The organism is Yersinia sp. Marseille-Q5920, assembly GCF_946902935.1.
Taxonomy (GTDB): Bacteria; Pseudomonadota; Gammaproteobacteria; order Enterobacterales; family Enterobacteriaceae; genus Yersinia; species Yersinia rochesterensis.
The window spans coordinates 378765-398284 of record NZ_CAMPQA010000002.1; the positions used below are offsets into that span (position 1 = coordinate 378765).

A 19520-nucleotide genomic window follows, 5' to 3' on the forward strand; every position below is an offset into this window, starting at 1 on the left:
ATATGACCCATGCAAAAGAAATCTATTTATGTCGCCTATACTGGCGGGACTATTGGCATGCAGCGCTCAGATAACGGATACATTCCTGTTTCCGGCCATCTACAGCGCCAGCTTGCGCTAATGCCGGAATTCCATCGCCCCGAGATGCCGGATTTTACTATCCATGAATATGCCCCATTGATTGATTCTTCGGATATGACACCGGAGGACTGGCAGCATATTGCCAATGATATTCAGCAAAATTACGATTTATATGATGGCTTTGTTATTTTGCACGGCACTGACACCATGGCATTTACTGCCTCCGCCCTCTCTTTTATGCTGGAGAATTTAGCTAAACCGGTGATTGTTACCGGTTCGCAAATTCCTTTGGCCGAGTTGCGTTCTGACGGGCAAACCAACTTACTCAACGCGCTCTATCTGGCTGCCAATCACCCGGTGAATGAAGTTAGTTTGTTCTTTAATAACAAACTTTTTCGCGGTAACCGCACCACCAAAGCACATGCTGATGGATTTGATGCTTTTGCTTCTCCTAATTTGTCGGTGTTGCTTGAGGCCGGGATTCATATTCGCCGGATGGCCGCAGTCGAATCCCCGGCGGTTAACGGCCCATTGATTGTTCACAAGATCACACCTCAACCCATTGGGGTCGTCACTATTTATCCTGGAATCTCTGGGGCGGTGGTGCGCAATTTCCTGTTGCAACCGGTAAAAGCGCTTATATTGCGCTCCTATGGTGTGGGAAATGCACCACAAAAAGCCGAGTTATTAGATGAGTTAAAAAATGCCAGCGACCGCGGTATTGTAGTGATGAATCTGACACAGTGTATTTCTGGCAGAGTCAATATGGACGGATATGCCACCGGGAATGCGTTAGCGCACGCCGGTGTTATCAGTGGCTTTGATATGACGGTGGAAGCGGCACTGACTAAATTGCATTATTTATTAAGCCAATCTCTCTCCCCCGAAGAGATTCGCCAGTTGATGCAACAAAACCTGCGCGGCGAACTGACTGAGACTAACTGATTTGGTGGAATGTGAATGAATACCGCACTGCTCTTAATTGATTTACAAAATGATTTTTGTCCCGGTGGTGCGTTGGCGGTTGCCGAGGGTGATGCAGTGATTGCCATTGCTAATGAGGCTATTGACACCTGTCTGAGACACAAAATACCGGTCATCGCCAGTCAGGATTGGCACCCTGCCGGGCACCGGAGTTTTGCCGTTAATTCACAGGCTGAGCCTTGGACTGTCGGTGATTTGGCGGGATTACCCCAAGTGTGGTGGCCAGTGCATTGTGTCCAAAATACGTCTGGCGCGGCTTTGCATCCGCAGTTAAATCAAGAGGCGATTATCGACATTTTCCGTAAAGGCCAAGATCCTGATATCGACAGCTACAGCGCCTTTTTCGACAATGGTCGACGAGCGAAAACGCCACTGGACGATTGGTTACGACAGCAGGGAATTGACCATTTGTTCATTATGGGGTTGGCAACAGATTACTGTGTGAAATACACCGTGTTAGATGCATTGACATTAGGTTATAAAACATCCGTCATCAGTGAGGGTTGCCGTGGGGTCAATCTGCAACCACAAGACAGCCAGCAGGCCCTTGATGCAATGAATGCAGCAGGAGCAAACATACAGTCGTTGGAACAGTTTATGGCTGAAATAAAAGCACTGGCGGGTTGACGGGTATAAACATCAACGGAGCCGAATGTGGCTCCGTTTGAACCTGCAACTTAAATTGTGCATTCAACCTGACTTACCTTAGTGATCACTCGGGCTTCAACTTGACCAGTGTCGGCTGGCTGAATTGCTGCTTCAGCTCTTGTTTGGTTTTCATCACTATCTGGCCATCGGTACCGATGCTCATATGCTGTGCATCCTTATTATGACGCGCTTGCCACAGCATGACCATTTGCAGGCTGTTCTCTTTCTGTTCCGGCGTCAGTGCCACACCATCGGGCCATTTACCTAACTCAACGGCTTGCATCAAACGCTGGTAAATTTCGGGCGTCATCACTGAAATCAGGTCTTCAAGCTCCATCAGAGCATCCTCAGTAAACGAATAATAAGCTGAATCGATTTTTCACATCTAAAATGGGGGGACAAAAATGCACATTTAACCTGCAGTTTGTTCACCATTTTGATCATCAACAAAATTCAGTGATGCCGAGTTCACGCAATAGCGCTCGCCGGTCGGTTGTGGGCCATCAGGGAAGACATGCCCCAAGTGCGCATCACAATGACCACAACGGATCTCAACACGGTGCATATTATGAGAATAATCATCAATATAGCGGATAGATTCTGCATCAAGCGGCTGATAAAAACTCGGCCAACCACAGCCGGAATCAAACTTTGATTCTGAGATAAAAAGCGGCTGATGACAGCACAGACATTGGTAGATGCCCTCGCGCTTATTATGCAGTAACTTTCCGCTAAAAGGTGCTTCCGTCCCCCGCTGTTGGGTGACATGCCGCTGAATATCGGTCAGTTTCTCAATATTTTCTGTAGGGTTCAGTTCTTTAGCCATTTGTGCGGTTCTCTGGCAGGGAATAAAGTCAACGAAAACAACGTCTAATAATAACAAAAAATTAACAACAAAGCAGTTAAAATTGTCCTAAACTGTATGCCATCAAAGTGGCAACAGTATAAATGTGATAAAAATCGCAAATATTACTGATTCTCACTTTAAACTGAATAATTCGCCCCAATATAAAAATGAGGCTAATCGTATCTGGAAACGCGTAATTAATGTTCGATCTAACGTCCTTGGTTTGATTTGTAGCAATAATTGACACGATTCCGCTTGACGCTCGGTAAGGTTTTTGTAATTTTACAACCAACCTTTTATTCACTAACAAATAGCTGGTGGAATATATGACTATCAAAGTAGGTATCAACGGTTTTGGCCGTATCGGTCGCATTGTTTTCCGTGCTGCTCAGGAACGTTCTGACATCGAGATCGTTGCAATCAACGACCTGTTGGACGCTGAATACATGGCGTACATGCTGAAATACGACTCTACCCACGGTCGTTTCGACGGTACTGTAGAAGTAAAAGACGGCCATCTGGTTGTTAACGGTAAAACCATCCGTGTTACCGCAGAGAGAGATCCGGCTAACCTGAAGTGGAACGAAGTCAACGTTGACGTTGTTGCTGAAGCAACTGGCTTGTTCCTGACCGACGAAACTGCACGTAAGCACATCGCTGCTGGCGCGAAGAAAGTTGTTCTGACTGGCCCGTCTAAAGATGACACCCCAATGTTCGTTATGGGCGTAAACCACAAAGAATACGCAGGTCAGGAAATCGTTTCTAACGCTTCTTGTACCACTAACTGCCTGGCTCCACTGGCTAAAGTGATCAACGACAAGTTCGGCATCGTTGAAGCGCTGATGACCACTGTGCATGCAACTACCGCAACTCAGAAAACTGTTGATGGCCCGTCTCACAAAGACTGGCGCGGCGGCCGCGGCGCATCCCAGAACATCATCCCTTCTTCTACCGGTGCAGCTAAAGCAGTGGGTAAAGTTATCCCAGCACTGAACGGCAAACTGACGGGTATGGCGTTCCGCGTTCCTACTCCTAACGTTTCTGTTGTTGACCTGACTGCACGTCTGGAAAAACCAGCTTCTTACAAAGAAATCTGTGCTGCAATCAAAGCAGCTTCAGAAGGCGAGCTGAAAGGCGTTCTGGGTTACACCGAAGACGACGTTGTTTCTACCGATTTCAACGGCGAAAAACTGACTTCAGTATTCGATGCTAAAGCCGGTATCGCGTTGAATGACAACTTTGTGAAACTGGTTTCTTGGTACGATAACGAAACTGGCTACTCAAACAAAGTTCTGGATTTGATCTCTCATATCTCCAAATAATGGATTGATATTTAGAGTATAAATTTCCACCAAAAGCCACTTTCATTCGAGTGGCTTTTTTATTACCTGTCATTGATGAACCCACCGCCCTGCCCATTTCAGCCCTATAAAAAGTTGCGCAATATCAATGATACGCTACTACTTTATCGTTGATTTGCTGCAAGATTTAAAGCCTGTGATATTATCGAAAGTCTGAAGTTCAATGGATCTCCAGCCCCTTTTCTCATAAGGCCAAACGAATGAACGAGAAAATCTTCACCCTACCTGTTGTTGAACAAATTTCACCTTACATCAGTCAGCGTCAGTTGGATGACCTGCCAATTGTGGTCGTTTCCCATCCAAAAGTACGTGCCGCAGTTAGCTTGCAAGGTGCTCATTTATTGGCTTACCAACCAAGCGGTGAACAACCGGTTATCTGGTTGAGCAATAACACGCCATTTAAAAACGGTGTCGCTATTCGTGGTGGTGTACCCATTTGTTGGCCTTGGTTTGGCCCATCAGCGCAACCTCCTCATGGTTTTGCTCGTTTACTGCCATGGACGCTTAGCGCCCATGATGAGAATGAAAATGGGGTTATCCTGACCTTCACACTGGAAGACAGTGATGCATCCCGTCAATTCTGGCCACATCCATTCACTTTGATTGCCCGCTTCAAGCTAGGTGAAGAATGTGAAATGGAATTAGAATCACACGGCGATTACGAAGCGGTTGCTGCGTTACATACTTATTTCCAGATTGGCGATATCAACCAGATTAAGATCAGTGGCTTAGGCGAAAAGTATCTTGATAAAGTGCTGAAAGTGGCTGATGCCACTCAACAAGGCGATTTGGTGTTTGATGGTCAGACTGACCGAATTTATACCCAGCCAGAAACTTACAGTTTGATAAAAGATGCCGCGCTGAAACGGACCATTGAAGTACATCATCATCATCAAAGTGATGTGGTTGCATGGAACCCAGGAGCAGAGCTGTCCAGCAGCATGGTTGATATGCCAAATGATGGTTATAAAACAATGGTTTGTGTCGAGACTGCGCGTGTCAACAAACCTTTGGTTGCGACGTCAGATTCCCCTGCTCGCCTCGCCATGACCATCCGTAGCCGTAAGAATTCTCAATAACGACCTATATTACAGATACAAAAATGGGGCTTTATGCCCCATTTTTTATGGTTCAGATATCGTGCGCGATAAATTAGCGGAAGGTGTAAGTCACCCCAGTCCACAGCACACCCGTCCAAGATGCATCTACCATAGGGCTATTCTTCACTTCATTTGCCAAATGGATATAACGGCCAGTAAAGAAAGCATTCCAATTGGGATTGATATTGTAATTAGCCGACAGTTCCAGATAAGGTGACCAGCTATCATTCGGGCTGTACTGCGCCAAACCACTGCGGGCTGATTCCCCACGCTTCACGCCATAGTAATACTTGTTCTGATCTTCACTGTTCCAGCTAACACCAACGCCCGGCGTTAGAGTCCAGCTATCAACACTGAAGCGATAGAGATAGGCCAGATCACCGACAAAGCCGCCACTGTTATCCAGCACGTCACCGGAGAACATTGCACGGATAGTCCCCCAATCTTCAATGTGAGAATATGACATCCCTGCCATCATGGTGCTGCGGCGTTTATCCAGCGCCTTCATCTGCTGATCGTCACTATCACCTGGCGTAAAGTGCAGCGGCAGGTAATAAGCATCAATCGACAAACGATTATTATCATCTTTCCATAAATAATAACCTGCAGCCAATGTACGGAAATAGAAATTATCACTTTCATAAGAAACGATAGGCACGGGGTAAACACGGTCATTTTTGCCACGATAAGGGTCAGGACTGACTAATGCTGATGCCCCCACAGACCATGTTCCAGCCATCGCAGTTGGCATACAAACTGCGGTAGCAATAGCCAATGCCGCCAATGTTTTGACTTGCTTCATTTTTATGTAATGTTTTTTCACGGATAAAATCCCTTTGGTAACAAAATCATGAGTTAACTAAGTGTAAATCAATTGCTTGTCCGTGGCGAAATCTTTACACATTCCCGCACGATATCAACATTCGCTGTGCAATTTATCGCCTATATACAGCAAATTAACAACCTAAAATTTATGTAGATTTGATTACAATAAAATAACAAGATATTCAAATAGATAATCTTCATTAATCATATATAAAACACTGGGAATGAAATAAAAAATAGATTTAATTACCGAATGATGGTTATTTATTGTACTGACAGTGGCGAGTCTGCGCCTAATGTCTACTTGACCTTTGTGAGAGACGCGACCATAACAATAAGGTAGTAGTTTCAAAATTTTAACCCAATAAAGCACTACTATTATTTTATGTTCCCAACCATTCAAACAGGACGGGCATCGCTATGAACATATTTGATCACTATCTCCAGCGCTATGAGGCTGCCAAGGACGAAGAGTTCACACTGCAGGAGTTCCTCACTATTTGTCAGCAAGATCGCAGTGCATATGCTAATGCGGCTGAACGTCTGCTGATGGCTATTGGTGAGCCTGTCATGGTCGATACCGCACTTGAGTCCCGGATGTCGCGGCTATTCTCTAATCGAGTTATCGCCCGTTACCCTGCATTTGAAGAGTTCTATGGTATGGAGGAGGCCATAGAGCAAATCGTTTCTTACCTCAAACATGCCGCTCAAGGGTTAGAAGAAAAGAAACAGATCCTTTATTTGCTCGGCCCGGTAGGTGGTGGTAAATCATCACTGGCTGAACGTTTGAAAGCCCTGATGCAACGCGTCCCTATCTATATATTAAGTGCTAATGGTGAACGCAGCCCGGTCAATGACCACCCATTGTGCTTATTCAACCCGCAGGAAGATGCGGCGATTCTGGCCAAAGAATACAGTATTCCCAGCCGTTATCTTGGCACTATTATGTCGCCGTGGGCGGCCAAACGTCTGCACGAATTTGGCGGCGATATCACCAAATTTAAAGTCATCAAAGTCTGGCCTTCTATTCTTGAGCAGGTTGCGATTGCGAAAACAGAGCCAGGTGATGAAAACAATCAGGATATCTCTGCTTTGGTCGGTAAGGTTGATATCCGTAAATTGGAAAATCATGCCCAGAACGACCCCGATGCTTATGGCTATTCCGGGGCATTGTGCCGGGCGAACCAAGGGATTATGGAGTTCGTCGAGATGTTCAAAGCGCCCATTAAGGTGCTACACCCCTTGCTGACCGCAACTCAGGAAGGGAACTATAACGGAACTGAGGGGATATCCGCCCTACCATTCAGCGGTATTATTCTTGCGCACTCTAACGAATCAGAATGGGTGACATTCCGTAATAACAAAAACAATGAAGCCTTCCTTGACCGTGTGTATATCGTCAAAGTGCCTTATTGCCTGCGGGTTTCAGAAGAGATCAAAATTTACGACAAGTTATTGACTCACAGTGAACTGACTCATGCACCTTGCGCCCCCGGCACCTTGGAAACACTGGCGCGCTTCTCCATTCTTTCAAGAATGAAAGAGCCGGAAAACTCCAGCATTTACTCCAAAATGCGGGTGTATGACGGTGAAAGTCTGAAAGATACTGATCCTAAAGCCAAGTCTTATCAAGAGTATCGCGACTATGCTGGGGTTGATGAGGGTATGAACGGCCTTTCGACCCGTTTTGCCTTTAAAATCCTCTCAAGGGTGTTTAACTTTGACCATGCCGAAGTGGCTGCCAACCCGGTGCACCTGTTCTATGTATTAGAACAGCAAATTGAACGCGAGCAATTCCAACAGGATATCGCGGAGAAATACCTCGAGCACCTGAAAGGGTATTTGATCCCGAAATACGCTGAGTTTATCGGCAAAGAGATCCAAACCGCCTATCTGGAATCTTACTCTGAGTACGGTCAGAATATTTTCGACCGCTATGTTATTTACGCCGATTTCTGGATTCAGGATCAGGAATACCGTGATCCGGATACTGGGCAACTGTTTGACCGTGAATCACTGAATGCTGAACTGGAGAAAATTGAAAAGCCAGCGGGTATCAGCAACCCGAAAGATTTCCGTAATGAAATCGTCAATTTTGTGTTGCGCGCCAGAGCCAATAACAATGGCCGGAATCCAAACTGGACCAGCTATGAGAAGTTGCGCACCGTGATTGAGAAGAAAATGTTCTCCAACACTGAGGAGTTATTGCCGGTTATCTCCTTTAACGCCAAAACCTCAACGGATGAGCAGAAAAAGCATGATGACTTTGTCGATCGAATGATGGAGAAAGGTTATACCCGCAAGCAGGTTCGTTTACTGTGTGAATGGTATCTGCGGGTAAGAAAATCATCATAACCTGTTATTAGTCCGCCATGATATCGCGGGGATTGATTCCACATTGTTGCTGTGTTGCTCGTCAGCACAGCAACAGTGCGGAAGATGCAGGGAATAGAGGCAGGGGGAGTTATGGGCTACTTTATTGACAGGCGACTTAACGGCAAAAATAAAAGCATGGTCAATCGCCAGCGCTTTTTGCGCCGCTATAAGTCGCAAATTAAACAATCAATTTCTGATGCTATCAATAAAAGGTCAGTAACTGATACTGAGAGTGGCGAATCAGTCTCAATACCTATTGATGACATCAATGAGCCGATGTTCCATCAAGGCCGTGGCGGATTACGCCATCGAGTTCACCCCGGCAATGACCATTTTGTCACCAATGACCGCATAGAACGCCCGCAAGGTGGTGGCGGCGGTAGCGGCAGTGGTCAGGGGAATGCCGGTCAGGACGGTGAAGGCGAAGATGAGTTTGTCTTTCAGATATCCAAAGACGAATATCTCGATTTGTTGTTCGAAGATCTGGCGCTGCCTAACCTGAAGAAAAATCAGTATAAACAGCTGACCGAATTTAAAACTCACCGTGCAGGTTATACCTCCAATGGGGTGCCGGCCAATATCAGTGTGGTGCGCTCACTGCAAAACTCACTGGCCCGCCGTACTGCCATGACCGCCAGTAAACGTCGAGAATTGCGCGAATTGGAAGAGACACTGAAAGCGCTGGAAAACTCGGAACCGGCGCAATTGCTGGAAGAAGAACGCATACGCAAAGCCATTGCCGAATTAAAACAAAAAATCGCCCGGGTACCTTTTATTGATACCTTCGATTTGCGTTATAAAAACTATGAACGCCGTCCAGAACCTTCAAGTCAGGCAGTGATGTTTTGCTTGATGGACGTGTCTGGCTCCATGGATCAAGCCACCAAGGACATGGCAAAGCGGTTTTATATTCTGCTGTATCTGTTCCTGAGCCGCACTTATAAAAACGTCGATGTCGTGTATATTCGCCATCACACCCAAGCGAAAGAAGTTGATGAACAAGAGTTTTTCTATTCGCAAGAAACCGGTGGGACGATTGTCTCCAGTGCGCTGAAAATGATGGACGAAGTGGTGCAAGAGCGCTATGACCCCGCACAATGGAATATCTACGCGGCTCAAGCCTCAGATGGGGATAACTGGGCCGATGATTCGCCGCTGTGCCATGAATTACTGGCGAAAAAAATCCTGCCTGTGGTGCGTTACTATAGCTACATTGAAATCACCCGCCGTGCCCATCAAACACTGTGGCGAGAATATGAAGACTTGCAGGAAAAATACGATAACTTTGCCATGCAGCATATTCGGGATCCTGAAGATATTTATCCGGTATTCCGTGAATTGTTTCATCGGCAAACCGTCGATAATTAACATTTATACATAATTAACAACCAAACTAGCCGGCAATCTTTTTCTACCACAGAAATGGCTTTCCGGCTTTTTAATGCGCTAAAATTTCTACTCCCCTTCATTCTCAGAGTGACCTCCATGAAATGGCATGATGGACTGCGACAACCGGGTGTATTAGCGGCATTAACGGCGGCAGCATTGTTTGGTGCCGGAACCCCGTTGGCGAAACAATTGCTGAATACGGTTAGCCCGTGGCTACTGGCTGGTTTACTGTATTTGGGTTCAGGTGTGGGTTTGGCGCTGTATCGCTTGATAACCCGCCCAGCCGCCGTCAGCCTGCCGCGTAATGAGCTATGGTGGCTTATCGGCGCGATTACTGCGGGGGGGATTATTGCGCCGGTGCTGCTGATGATTGGCCTGACCGGTATGCCCGCATCGGGAGCCTCACTGTTACTCAATGCTGAAGGGGTATTTACTGCCCTGCTCGCCTGGTTTGCTTTCAAGGAGAATTTTGACCGCCGCATTGCTCTGGGCATGGTGGTGATTGTTGCCGGTGCAGCTATTCTGAGCTGGCCGGGAGAAGCGCATTTTGCCGGACTGTGGCCAACACTGGCTATTCTGGGTGCCTGTTTCGCCTGGGGGATTGATAACAATCTGACCCGCAAAGTCTCTTTGACGGACGCCACGTGGATTGCTTCGGTTAAAGGATGGGTGGCGGGTATAGTGAATCTCGCATTGGCCTTTGCCCTAGGCGCAACCTTACCACCACTGACCAATCTGGCCGGTGCCCTGTTGGTCGGATTTTTTGCCTATGGTGTGAGTCTGGCGCTGTTTGTTATTGGTTTACGCCACCTCGGTACCGCCCGCACTGGCGCTTACTTCTCCATTGCACCATTCTTGGGCGCGGCGCTGGCTGTTGCGATGGGGGATGCCGTGACATTACCTTTAGTGGTTGCTGGGCTGTTGATGGCAATTGGGATTGGGTTGCATCTGACTGAACAGCATGAGCATCAGCACAACCATGAAGATTTACTGCACGAACACGAACATCTTCATGATGTACATCATCAGCATTCACATGATTTCCCGGTCAGTGCCAATGTGCCGCATAAACATTCTCATCGGCATCAGCCAATGGCGCACTCTCATCCCCATTTCCCAGACTCGCACCATCGTCATAAGCATGAATCGCAAACCAAAGATAAATAACAAGCATAGGCGGCCAATATCGGCACCCCCACAAACAATGATTGATGCCAGAATAGCCTTATTGATCATCAAGTTGGCTAAAACTCAGTGCCAAATAATCGAGTACACTGCGCACTGAGGGTAATAAACCGCGTCGTGAGGGGAAAACGGCATGGATAATTTCATGGCGCAGTGACCACTCCGGTAATAGGCGGATGAGTTCACCGGCGGCCAATTGCTCCGTCACCATCATCACCGGAAGCTGCACCGCCCCGACACCACTGAGGGCAGCGCTGCGTAATGTAGTCATGTCTGCGGTCACCAGCCGGGGTTGATGATAAATTGCCGCATGCGCCCCTTCTGGCCCCTCTAAATTCCAGATAAATTCCTGCTGAGGCTGCCCTAGCCCAAGACTTGGCCAGCCGGTCAAATCAGCCGGCACGTTCACTTCCCCTTGGCGCGCAATCAACTCAGGGCTGGCAACCAGACACTGGCAGCGGTTACCCAACACCTTCAGCACCAAATCACTGTCTTGCAATGGCGGTGGCCGCACTCGAATAGCAATATCAATGGCTTCGGCCACCGGATCGACCTGTCGATTTGTCGCGTCGAGATGAAGAGTCACCAGAGGGCAACTGGCCATAAAATCCGCTAACATGGTGCTGACTGTGGCTTGTAACAGTGCCACTGGGCAAGTAATGCGCACCACGCCGCGAGGTTCTGCTCGCGTTAAATCAATCGATTCTTGTGCAGCTTTGGCTTCTTCCAGCATCGCTTTGCAGTGTTCATAATAGGTGCGCCCGACGTCCGTCACCGCAAAGCGCCGAGTTGAGCGCTGAATTAATCGCACCCCCAGCCGCTCCTCCAATAAAGCTAACCGCCGGCTCAATTTTGACTTTGGCACTCCCAATACTCGAGCTGCGGCACTGAATCCTCCGTGCTCGACCACCTCGGCATAATAATAAAGGTCATTGAGATCCTGCATATCCTGCCTTTCTGTTACCTACAGTTATTATTGTCCCAATAATAGAACAGTGATAATCACTTTTGCTAACTACTGCTTAGATTATCCTGAATATATACTTTACCCAATCTGTAGCCAAGCAGATTGAACTGTAAGGCTGCTCTCTATTATTAAAGATGTTGTAAGGAGATTACGATGAAAAAAGTCCAAGGTATTTATCGTGCGCCGCGCCAACATTGGGTGGGTGATGGTTTCCCAGTTCGCTCACTGTTTTCATACCAAAGCCATGGCAAACAACTCAGCCCATTCCTGCTGCTGGACTATGCCGGGCCGATGGATTTTACCCCGACCCAGCATCGGCGTGGAGTCGGGCAACATCCACATCGCGGCTTTGAAACCGTGACTATTGTGTATCAGGGTGAAGTTGAGCACCGTGATTCTACTGGTAAAGGTGGAATCATTGGCCCTGGTGATGTGCAATGGATGACGGCAGGTGGCGGTATTCTGCATGAAGAGTTTCATTCAGATAGCTTTGCACAACACGGCGGTGCTTTTGAAATGGTGCAGTTGTGGGTCAATTTACCGGCAAAAGACAAAATGACCACACCGGGTTATCAGGCCATTCGCAATGAAGCTATTCCTCAGGTTACATTGCCTGAGGGCGCGGGTAGTCTGCGCGTCATTGCCGGGGACTATGCTGAGGAAAATGGCCCTGCCCAGACTTTCTCACCCTTGAATGTGTGGGATATCCGGCTAAATCAGGGCAAAAGCACTGAGTTTTCACTGCCCGATGGCTGGAACACCGCGCTAATTGTGTTGCGCGGTACTGTGCAGATTAATGGCGATGCCGTTGCCCGTGATGCAGAAATGGTGTTGTTGAGTTCTGCCGGTAGCAAGGTGATTGTCGAAGCCAATAATGATGCTGTGCTGTTATTGCTCAGTGGTGAACCAATCGAGGAACCCATTATCGGTTACGGGCCTTTTGTGATGAATACCGAGGAGCAAATTGCCGAGGCTATCGCTGATTTTAACAATGGCCGCTTTGGTTCGATGGATAATCATGCCTAACCACTGATCTACTCGCTCGCCATTACCTGATATGCCCTTGTCAGGTAATGGCATTTAACGTGTTATCAAGCAATACGTGTTATCAAGCAATACGTGTTATCAAGCAATAATAGTTATTGGTATTCATTAAAAATAATCTCCGCACGGCCCGATACTCACGACAAATCTTCTCTTTCCCTGCCCGGTTATCGACTAAACTTAATGCCAGATACCGATACAGCAATAAAACTGACATAAATAAGACTGCCGTATTATTTATGCATTCCATAAATTAATGAGTATTTAAATATTTATCATTAATTTTGTTTATTAGAAAATAGTGCTATTTCAATAACCCCATAGGTGATTTCACTCAAACAACACAACTGCCAAGCGATTCTTTTTCATGGGAATTTATAATGAAAACAAAAAAAACAGTAAAATGGCAGAAAGCTGAGCCGTCTGATTATGACGAAAACAATGCCTTATTAAGCGCATTAGATAACTCATTAGCTATTATTGAGTTTGACCTTTACGGTCGTATTATCGAAGTTAATCAGAACTATCTTGATTATTTTGGCTATAAACGCGAAGAAGTCATTGGTCGACCTCATTTAATGTTTTGTCATCCCGGTTATGCCAACAGTGAAGAATACCAAAAAATCAAAAAATGCTTACTCGCGGGGCAATCACTGGAAGGACATTTTGAGCGATTACATAAAGACGGTTCAACTGTCTGGTTGGCGGCTATCTATCAGCCGGTTCGCGGCCCTGACGGTTCAGTGACCCGGATGGTCAAAATCGCCAAAGACATTACCTTTTTCATTGAACAACAAAAATTAACCCGAGAGTGGGTGAAACTTTATCCGGTGTTAGCTGCATTAGTTCAGGAACGCCCACTCGAAGAAGTGATGTCTATGCTGTGCCTCGAAATTGAGCGAATTGCCCCGGAGGTGACCGCTAGCATTTTACAGATCAATGGGGAAAATTATCTTACGTTCCTTGCCGGCCCCTCTCTATCACCGGTTTATACTGCCGCACTCTCCTGTGTGCCGGTCGGCCCATATGCTGGATCCTGCGGTACAGCCGCATTTCGCAAGCAACCCGTCGAAGTACAAGATATCGCCACTGACCCACTATGGGAAAATTATCGCCATTTGATTCTCCCCCACGGGCTGCTGGCATGCTGGTCAACACCGATTCTCTCTAGCCAAGATAAAATCCTGGGGACTTTTGCTTTTTATTACAAACAGGTACGAGGCCCAAGTGAATTTCATCGCCAACTGGTCAAGTTAACGGCTGATTTGTGTTCTCTTGCCATGGAGCGGGAACTATCACGCAAACAAATTCAACATTTAGCTTTTTATGATTCATTAACCGGGCTGCCCAATCGCAGCCAGTTTTGGGTTTATGCTAAACAAGCCATTGCGTTAGCGGCTGAAATGAATCATCCGCTGGCCGTGCTGGTGATTAATCTGGATCGTTTTAAACAAGTCAATGACTCGCTCGGCCATGCTGCAGGTGATACATTTCTTGCCGCTATTGCCGAGCGCCTGCGCGACAGTCTGCCCAAAAATGACATTATTGGCCGCCTGTCTGGTGATGAATTTATTATTATTTTGGCCTCCAGCCCCCTGCAACAAACCACGGCGCGAGTGGAAAAGATGCTCAGCTTGTTGTCTCAGCCTTGTCAAATAGCCAATATGAATATTATTCCTTCGGCCAGTGTGGGGATCAGTTTGTATCCGGAAAATGGCATGGAGATAGACACTTTGATGAACCATGCCAATATCGCGATGCATAAAGCGAAAAATATGGGCCATGGGCATTTCAATTTCTTCAGTGTAGAAATGAATAATCTCAATCAACAACGCCAGGATATGGAAGATGCGCTGCGTCATGCATTTCATATTGGCTCCCTTGAGCTATTTTATCAGCCGCAAGTGATGCTAAAGGACGGTCATCTGTATGGTGTCGAGGCGCTAAGTCGCTGGAATCATCCGGTATTGGGCAATATTCCGCCGCAACATTTTATTCCTATTGCTGAGGATAGCGGCCTTATCAACGAGCTTGCCCTGTGGGCAATTGATACCGCGTGCCGGCAACTGGCGGACTGGCGCTTAAGGGGCATTGACATTCCGTCGGTGTCAGTCAACTTATCCCCGACTAATTTCCATAACCCCGGATTACCGGACATGATTTTGCATATTTTGCATCATTATCATCTGCCGCCACAGGATCTAACACTGGAAATAACTGAAGATATATTGATTGAAAGTAACCCGGCAATTTTCACCACTATCGAAAAAATTCATCGTCTGGGCGTCCGGTTATCGATGGATGATTTTGGCACTGGTTATTCCAGCCTCAGTTATCTACGCCGCCTGGATCTCGATGAAATCAAGCTGGATAAAAGTTTCGTCCATGACCTTGAGCATGACGAAACCAGCCGAACCTTGAGTGAAGCAGTGATTCGCATCGGTGAAAGTTTGCAATTATCGGTGATAGTTGAGGGGGTCGAAAATGAAGCCCAACGCACTTTGCTGAGCCGGCAAGGTTACTTGATTGGTCAGGGATTTTTGTTTTCAGAGGCGCTGCCCGCGACCAAGTTGGAAGAGTGGTTGGAGCAGCGCACGACCATTAACTGATAAGTGACATTTAGATTATGAATAACAAGAGATATAAAATTAATTGTAGTAACCTAATGACAGATTTAATCGCCCATAAGTGACGTTGTCACTGTTACAGGGTCACTCGCGTGAAGGTGGGCACCGCCCACCTTTTCATCTGTCGGCAAATTCTTTATCCTTGCTGCCTTTGTCATTTGGATGTTGCATTATTGTTATGCAAAAAAATGTTGTTATGCAAAAAATGGTTGTTATGCAAAAATTTCTCTTCCTACTGTTAAGCCTAATTCTGCTCGGCCCTCTGGGCATCGACCTTTACCTACCGACCATTCCCGCGATAGCCAAGGGCCTGAACAGTAGCGAGTCACTCATTCAATCCACCATCGCCCTGTTTATTCTGGTGCTGGGTATCGGCCAACTGATCGCCGGGCCATTGGTTGACAAATATGGCCGCAAGCCTATTGCCATCATCGGTATCATCCTTTACATGCTAGGTGCCGCGATGGCCGCACTGGCTGTCAGCCCCTTGATGTTTGTCAGCTCGCGTCTGTTGCAAGGCGTGGCGGTCTGTTGCACGGCAGTGGTGGCATTTAGTGGTGTCCGTGACCGCCTCAATGGCAATGAAGCTGCCCGTGCTTTTGGCTTCCTCAACGGCACATTAAATATCGTCCCGGCGCTGGCTCCCTTATTGGGCGGATTGTTGGCCGAAGCCTTTGGCTGGCGAGCGCCATTCTGGTTCCTGGCCTTGTATGGGTTGTTGGTATTAATCCTGGTGATTTTCTTCCTACCGGAAACCCGCCCAGCCAATACCCAGCCAGTGAAAAGTTTGCCGATAAAAAACTATCTGCGCATTTTACGTGACGACCGTTTTCTGACTTTCGCACTGGTGAATGCCGGCGCGATGGGGATGGCATTAACTTATGTTTCGTTGGCACCCAATGTCCTGATGGTCGGCGCGGGGCTAAGCCCGCTGCAATTTTCCTTAGTATTCGGAGCCAATGGTTTTTGGATCATGGCCGTCAGCTTTTTGGCGAACCGGATTATCCAGAAAGTGGGCCGCCCGGCCTGCTTGATGACCGGTAGTGTATTGATGGCGCTCGGCTGTTTCGGCCTGCTCTATGGCTTGGGATTATCATCTGAGGTACAGCAACATTGGCTGGTTTACATGTTGCCCGTTGCCAGTGCTTGCGCCGGTTTAGCCTTTATGATGGGCCCGGCCACCAGCTATGCGCTGGAACCTTACGCCAATGAGGCCGGTGTTGCCTCAGCCTTGGTGGGGTTTGTGCAAATGGCGGGCGGCGCTGGATTAGGTCTGTTGGCCATGGCCTTGCCAATTGAACCTAAATTATCATTGGCTATCGTGATGTTAACGGGCTGCCTACTGGCGTGGCAGGCACGCCGAGCCAGTAAACATGTGCGCGGTAACTTGCAGAAAATAAACTAACACGCCACTTCAATGGTAAATAAGAAACCGATTACCCATATGAATTGGCGTTGTAGCAAGGCAGCAAACGAATGAGACCCGATGAGCTGACATGAGTCAGTGATTCGGGTGACAAATCTGCTGGGAGCAGATTTGAACGCTGCTTGCAGCGGCCTCGCAGAGGCGAGGCCCATGGACGGGCCGAATAATGAGAGCCGCTAACACCGCTACCGAGTCAAGTCAGAAGGGTAACGCGACTTGCCAGCGCACACATCAACTCATATCCCACCGTTCCCGCAGCCTGTGCCACATTATCAATCAACACATTTTCGCCCCATACCTCGACTTTGCTGCCAATCTGCGCTTGTGGACAGGGCGTTAAATCCACTGTGAGCATATCCATCGAGATAGCCCCCACCGTGTGAGTTACTATGCCGTCCACCATTATCGGGGTTCCACTGGGTGCAAGTCGTGGATAACCATCGGCATAACCACAAGCGACCACCCCAATGCGCTGCGCCCCACTGGTGCAATAGCGGCTGCCATATCCCACACTTTGCCCCACAGATAATGATTGCACCGCAATAATTTCACTGCATAAACTCATCACCGGGCGCAGACCAATACCCGCAATATCCGCAATATCGCCACTGGGTGACGCGCCATAAAGAATAATCCCCGGCCGCACCCAGTCATAATGAGTCTCAGGATTGCGCAATATCGCCGCCGAATTAGCAAAGCATCGAGCCGCCGAAATATGCCCCGTGGCCTGTTGAATCTGAGCAAACTGTTCATCTATGCCGATAGGATTATCTGCATTGGCAAAGTGGCTCATTAATGTCACTTCGCCGACATTGCTAAGGCTTTTCGCCCATTGCCACACCGCCGGTGCTTGCCCAACAGGGAACCCCAAACGATTCATACCGCTATTGAATTTCAAATAGATATTGAGCGGAGCTGTCAGGCGGGCCGCTTTAATGGCTTCCAGTTGCCAATCACTGTGGACCGTCGTGGTCAGACGATAATGATCTAGCAGCACTAAATCTTGCGGCTGGAAAAAGCCCTCCAGCAGTAAAATTGGCCCTTGCCAGCCCTGTTCCCGCAGCAAAATAGCTTCGTTTAAATCCAGTAAAGCAAAGCCATCCGTGCCCGCCAGCCCCGGCCAAATACGTGCTAAACCATGACCATAAGCATTCGCTTTGACCACTGACCAGATTTTAGCTTTTTTGGCTTGTTGGCGAACAATACTTAAATTATGGTGCAGTGCAGATAAATTCAGCGTGGCAGATATCGGGCGAGGCATGCTTATTCCTTCCAAAACAATATTCAGTTGTTATTATCAGTAAACCATTATCATCAATAGGGTCGTATTAGCGCACGGGATGAATATCTTGCAATGGCGTCATATTCAGCGGCCGAAAACCAGCGCTATAGCGGAAGACCGAAAGATCATCAGCAAAAATAGCAGGACGCCGACCATACATGATATCGGCCAATAATTGGCCTGAACCGCAGGCCATGGTCCAACCTAAGGTGCCGTGGCCGGTATTGAGGTAGAGATTTTTCAGTGAAGTTCGCCCCACAATCGGCGTACCGTCCGGCGTCATCGGCCGCAGACCGGTCCAAAATGTGGCCTGACTGATATTGCCGCCATCGGGATACAAATCGCCGACCACCATTTCCAGTGTTTCTCGCCGTGCCTGTTCCAGTTGGGTATTGAAGCCCACGATTTCCGCCATGCCGCCCACCCGAATACGGTCATCAAAACGGGTAATGGCAATCTTGTAGGTTTCATCCAGCACGGTAGAAAATGGCGCAGAAGCCGGGTTAGTGATGGGAATAGTTAGCGAGTAACCTTTTAACGGATAAACCGGGATCGACACCAACCCCGCCAGCAGTGCGGTAGAATAAGCGCCAAAAGCCACGACATAAGCATCGGCTGTCATAATATCGTCGCCGCACAACACCCCCGCAATTTGATCGCCATCCACCAGCAATTTATCCACTGAGCGATTGAAGATAAATTTCACCCCCGCCTGCTCGGCCATTTTTGCCAGCCGCTCAGTAAACAATTTGCAGTCGCCGGTTTCATCATTAGGGAGACGTAAACCGCCGGCGAGTTTATGTGAGACTTTTGCCAATGCCGGCTCCACGCTGGCCAGTTGGTCCGCAGTTAATAGTGAATACGGCACCCCCGCGTCATCCAATACCGCAATATCTTTGGCCGCATTATTAAATTGCTGTTCAGTTCGGAATAATTGCAGAGTTCCGCCCTGACGCCCTTCATATTGAATACCTGTGTCTTCGCGCAGATCTTTTAAACAATCTCGGCTGTATTCAGCCAGGCGCACCATCCGACTTTTGTTAATCATATAGTGGGAAGTGTCGCAGTTTCTTAGCATTTGCCACATCCAGCACAACTGGGCGGCGCTGCCATCAAGGTGAACAGCCAATGGCGCATGGCGTTGGAACATCCATTTAATAGCTTTTAATGGGACTCCGGGGGCGGCCCAAGGGGCGGCGTAACCCGGTGATATTTGGCCCGCATTACCGGCGCTGGTTTCCTGAGCTGGCCCGTCCTGCCGGTCAATCACCGTAACATCATGCCCATCTTTCGCTAAGTACCAGGCACTGGCGACACCCACCACACCACTTCCTAAAATGACAATGCGCATATCATCTCCCACACCAAAAATGCATCA

At 47.8% G+C, this 19520-nt stretch carries 16 protein-coding genes; 10 read left to right on the forward strand and 6 right to left on the reverse strand.

The genetic code is table 11. The features are described from left to right. Positions 1-9 precede the first annotated feature (9 nt). Both ansA and pncA read left to right on the forward strand, forming a co-directional pair. Positions 10-1026, forward strand: coding sequence for an asparaginase (gene ansA / locus OVO64_RS04370; protein WP_038633260.1), 1017 nt, complete (start codon positions 10-12; stop codon positions 1024-1026). A 15-nt stretch (positions 1027-1041) separates the two neighbouring features. After that, entirely contained in the window at positions 1042-1692 is a 651-nt protein-coding gene (gene pncA / locus OVO64_RS04375; RefSeq protein WP_038633263.1) for a bifunctional nicotinamidase/pyrazinamidase, read from the forward strand. An 85-nt stretch (positions 1693-1777) separates the two neighbouring features. Here the strand turns inward: pncA and OVO64_RS04380 are convergent, their stop codons facing one another. Continuing rightward, complete coding sequence (locus tag OVO64_RS04380; RefSeq protein WP_038633265.1) at positions 1778-2050, reverse strand: YeaC family protein; 273 nt, start codon at positions 2048-2050, stop codon at positions 1778-1780. Positions 2051-2125: 75 nt separating this feature from the next. Beyond that, positions 2126-2539 carry a peptide-methionine (R)-S-oxide reductase MsrB gene (msrB, locus tag OVO64_RS04385; protein WP_038633268.1) on the reverse strand — a complete coding sequence of 138 codons (414 nt, stop codon included), beginning with the start codon at positions 2537-2539 and terminating at the stop codon, positions 2126-2128. A 347-nt stretch (positions 2540-2886) separates the two neighbouring features. Between msrB and gapA the strand changes: the two genes are divergently transcribed. Continuing rightward, positions 2887-3882 carry a glyceraldehyde-3-phosphate dehydrogenase gene (gene gapA / locus OVO64_RS04390; RefSeq protein ID WP_032819960.1) on the forward strand — a complete coding sequence of 332 codons (996 nt, stop codon included), beginning with the start codon at positions 2887-2889 and terminating at the stop codon, positions 3880-3882. Positions 3883-4121: 239 nt separating this feature from the next. Continuing rightward, positions 4122-5000: a D-hexose-6-phosphate mutarotase gene (locus OVO64_RS04395; RefSeq protein ID WP_038633270.1), complete on the forward strand. Its 879-nt coding sequence runs from the start codon at positions 4122-4124 to the stop codon at positions 4998-5000. Between the two features lie 73 nt (positions 5001-5073). On the opposite strand, the gene OVO64_RS04400 is transcribed toward OVO64_RS04395, so the two are convergent. After that, positions 5074-5823 carry a MipA/OmpV family protein gene (locus tag OVO64_RS04400; protein WP_390613832.1) on the reverse strand — a complete coding sequence of 250 codons (750 nt, stop codon included), beginning with the start codon at positions 5821-5823 and terminating at the stop codon, positions 5074-5076. Positions 5824-6266: 443 nt separating this feature from the next. On the opposite strand from OVO64_RS04400, the gene yeaG reads away from it, so the two are divergent. From yeaG to OVO64_RS04415, 3 genes are all read left to right on the forward strand, one after another. Continuing rightward, a complete protein-coding gene (gene yeaG, locus OVO64_RS04405) occupies positions 6267-8201 on the forward strand; it encodes a protein kinase YeaG (RefSeq protein WP_004390941.1) in 1935 nt (644 codons plus the stop codon). Positions 8202-8312: 111 nt separating this feature from the next. Next, complete coding sequence (locus OVO64_RS04410) at positions 8313-9590, forward strand: YeaH/YhbH family protein (RefSeq protein ID WP_038633274.1); 1278 nt, start codon at positions 8313-8315, stop codon at positions 9588-9590. Positions 9591-9707: 117 nt separating this feature from the next. Next, entirely contained in the window at positions 9708-10778 is a 1071-nt protein-coding gene (locus OVO64_RS04415) for a DMT family transporter (protein ID WP_038633276.1), read from the forward strand. Positions 10779-10836: 58 nt separating this feature from the next. Here the strand turns inward: OVO64_RS04415 and OVO64_RS04420 are convergent, their stop codons facing one another. Further along, entirely contained in the window at positions 10837-11742 is a 906-nt protein-coding gene (locus tag OVO64_RS04420) for a LysR family transcriptional regulator (RefSeq protein WP_120011241.1), read from the reverse strand. A 174-nt stretch (positions 11743-11916) separates the two neighbouring features. Between OVO64_RS04420 and OVO64_RS04425 the strand changes: the two genes are divergently transcribed. From OVO64_RS04425 to OVO64_RS04435, 3 genes are all read left to right on the forward strand, one after another. Then, positions 11917-12789: a pirin family protein gene (locus OVO64_RS04425; RefSeq protein WP_038633282.1), complete on the forward strand. Its 873-nt coding sequence runs from the start codon at positions 11917-11919 to the stop codon at positions 12787-12789. A 398-nt stretch (positions 12790-13187) separates the two neighbouring features. After that, a complete protein-coding gene (locus OVO64_RS04430; protein WP_145586204.1) occupies positions 13188-15416 on the forward strand; it encodes an EAL domain-containing protein in 2229 nt (742 codons plus the stop codon). Between the two features lie 232 nt (positions 15417-15648). Further along, on the forward strand, positions 15649-16839 hold the full coding sequence (locus tag OVO64_RS04435) for a multidrug effflux MFS transporter (RefSeq protein ID WP_038639545.1): 1191 nt from the start codon (positions 15649-15651) through the stop codon (positions 16837-16839). A 214-nt stretch (positions 16840-17053) separates the two neighbouring features. Here the strand turns inward: OVO64_RS04435 and dadX are convergent, their stop codons facing one another. Beyond that, complete coding sequence (dadX, locus tag OVO64_RS04440) at positions 17054-18121, reverse strand: catabolic alanine racemase DadX (protein ID WP_120011238.1); 1068 nt, start codon at positions 18119-18121, stop codon at positions 17054-17056. A gap of 67 nt (positions 18122-18188) precedes the next feature. After that, positions 18189-19493 (reverse strand): D-amino acid dehydrogenase, encoded by a 1305-nt coding sequence (locus tag OVO64_RS04445; protein WP_038633291.1) that lies wholly within the window; start codon positions 19491-19493, stop codon positions 18189-18191. Positions 19494-19520 lie beyond the last annotated feature (27 nt).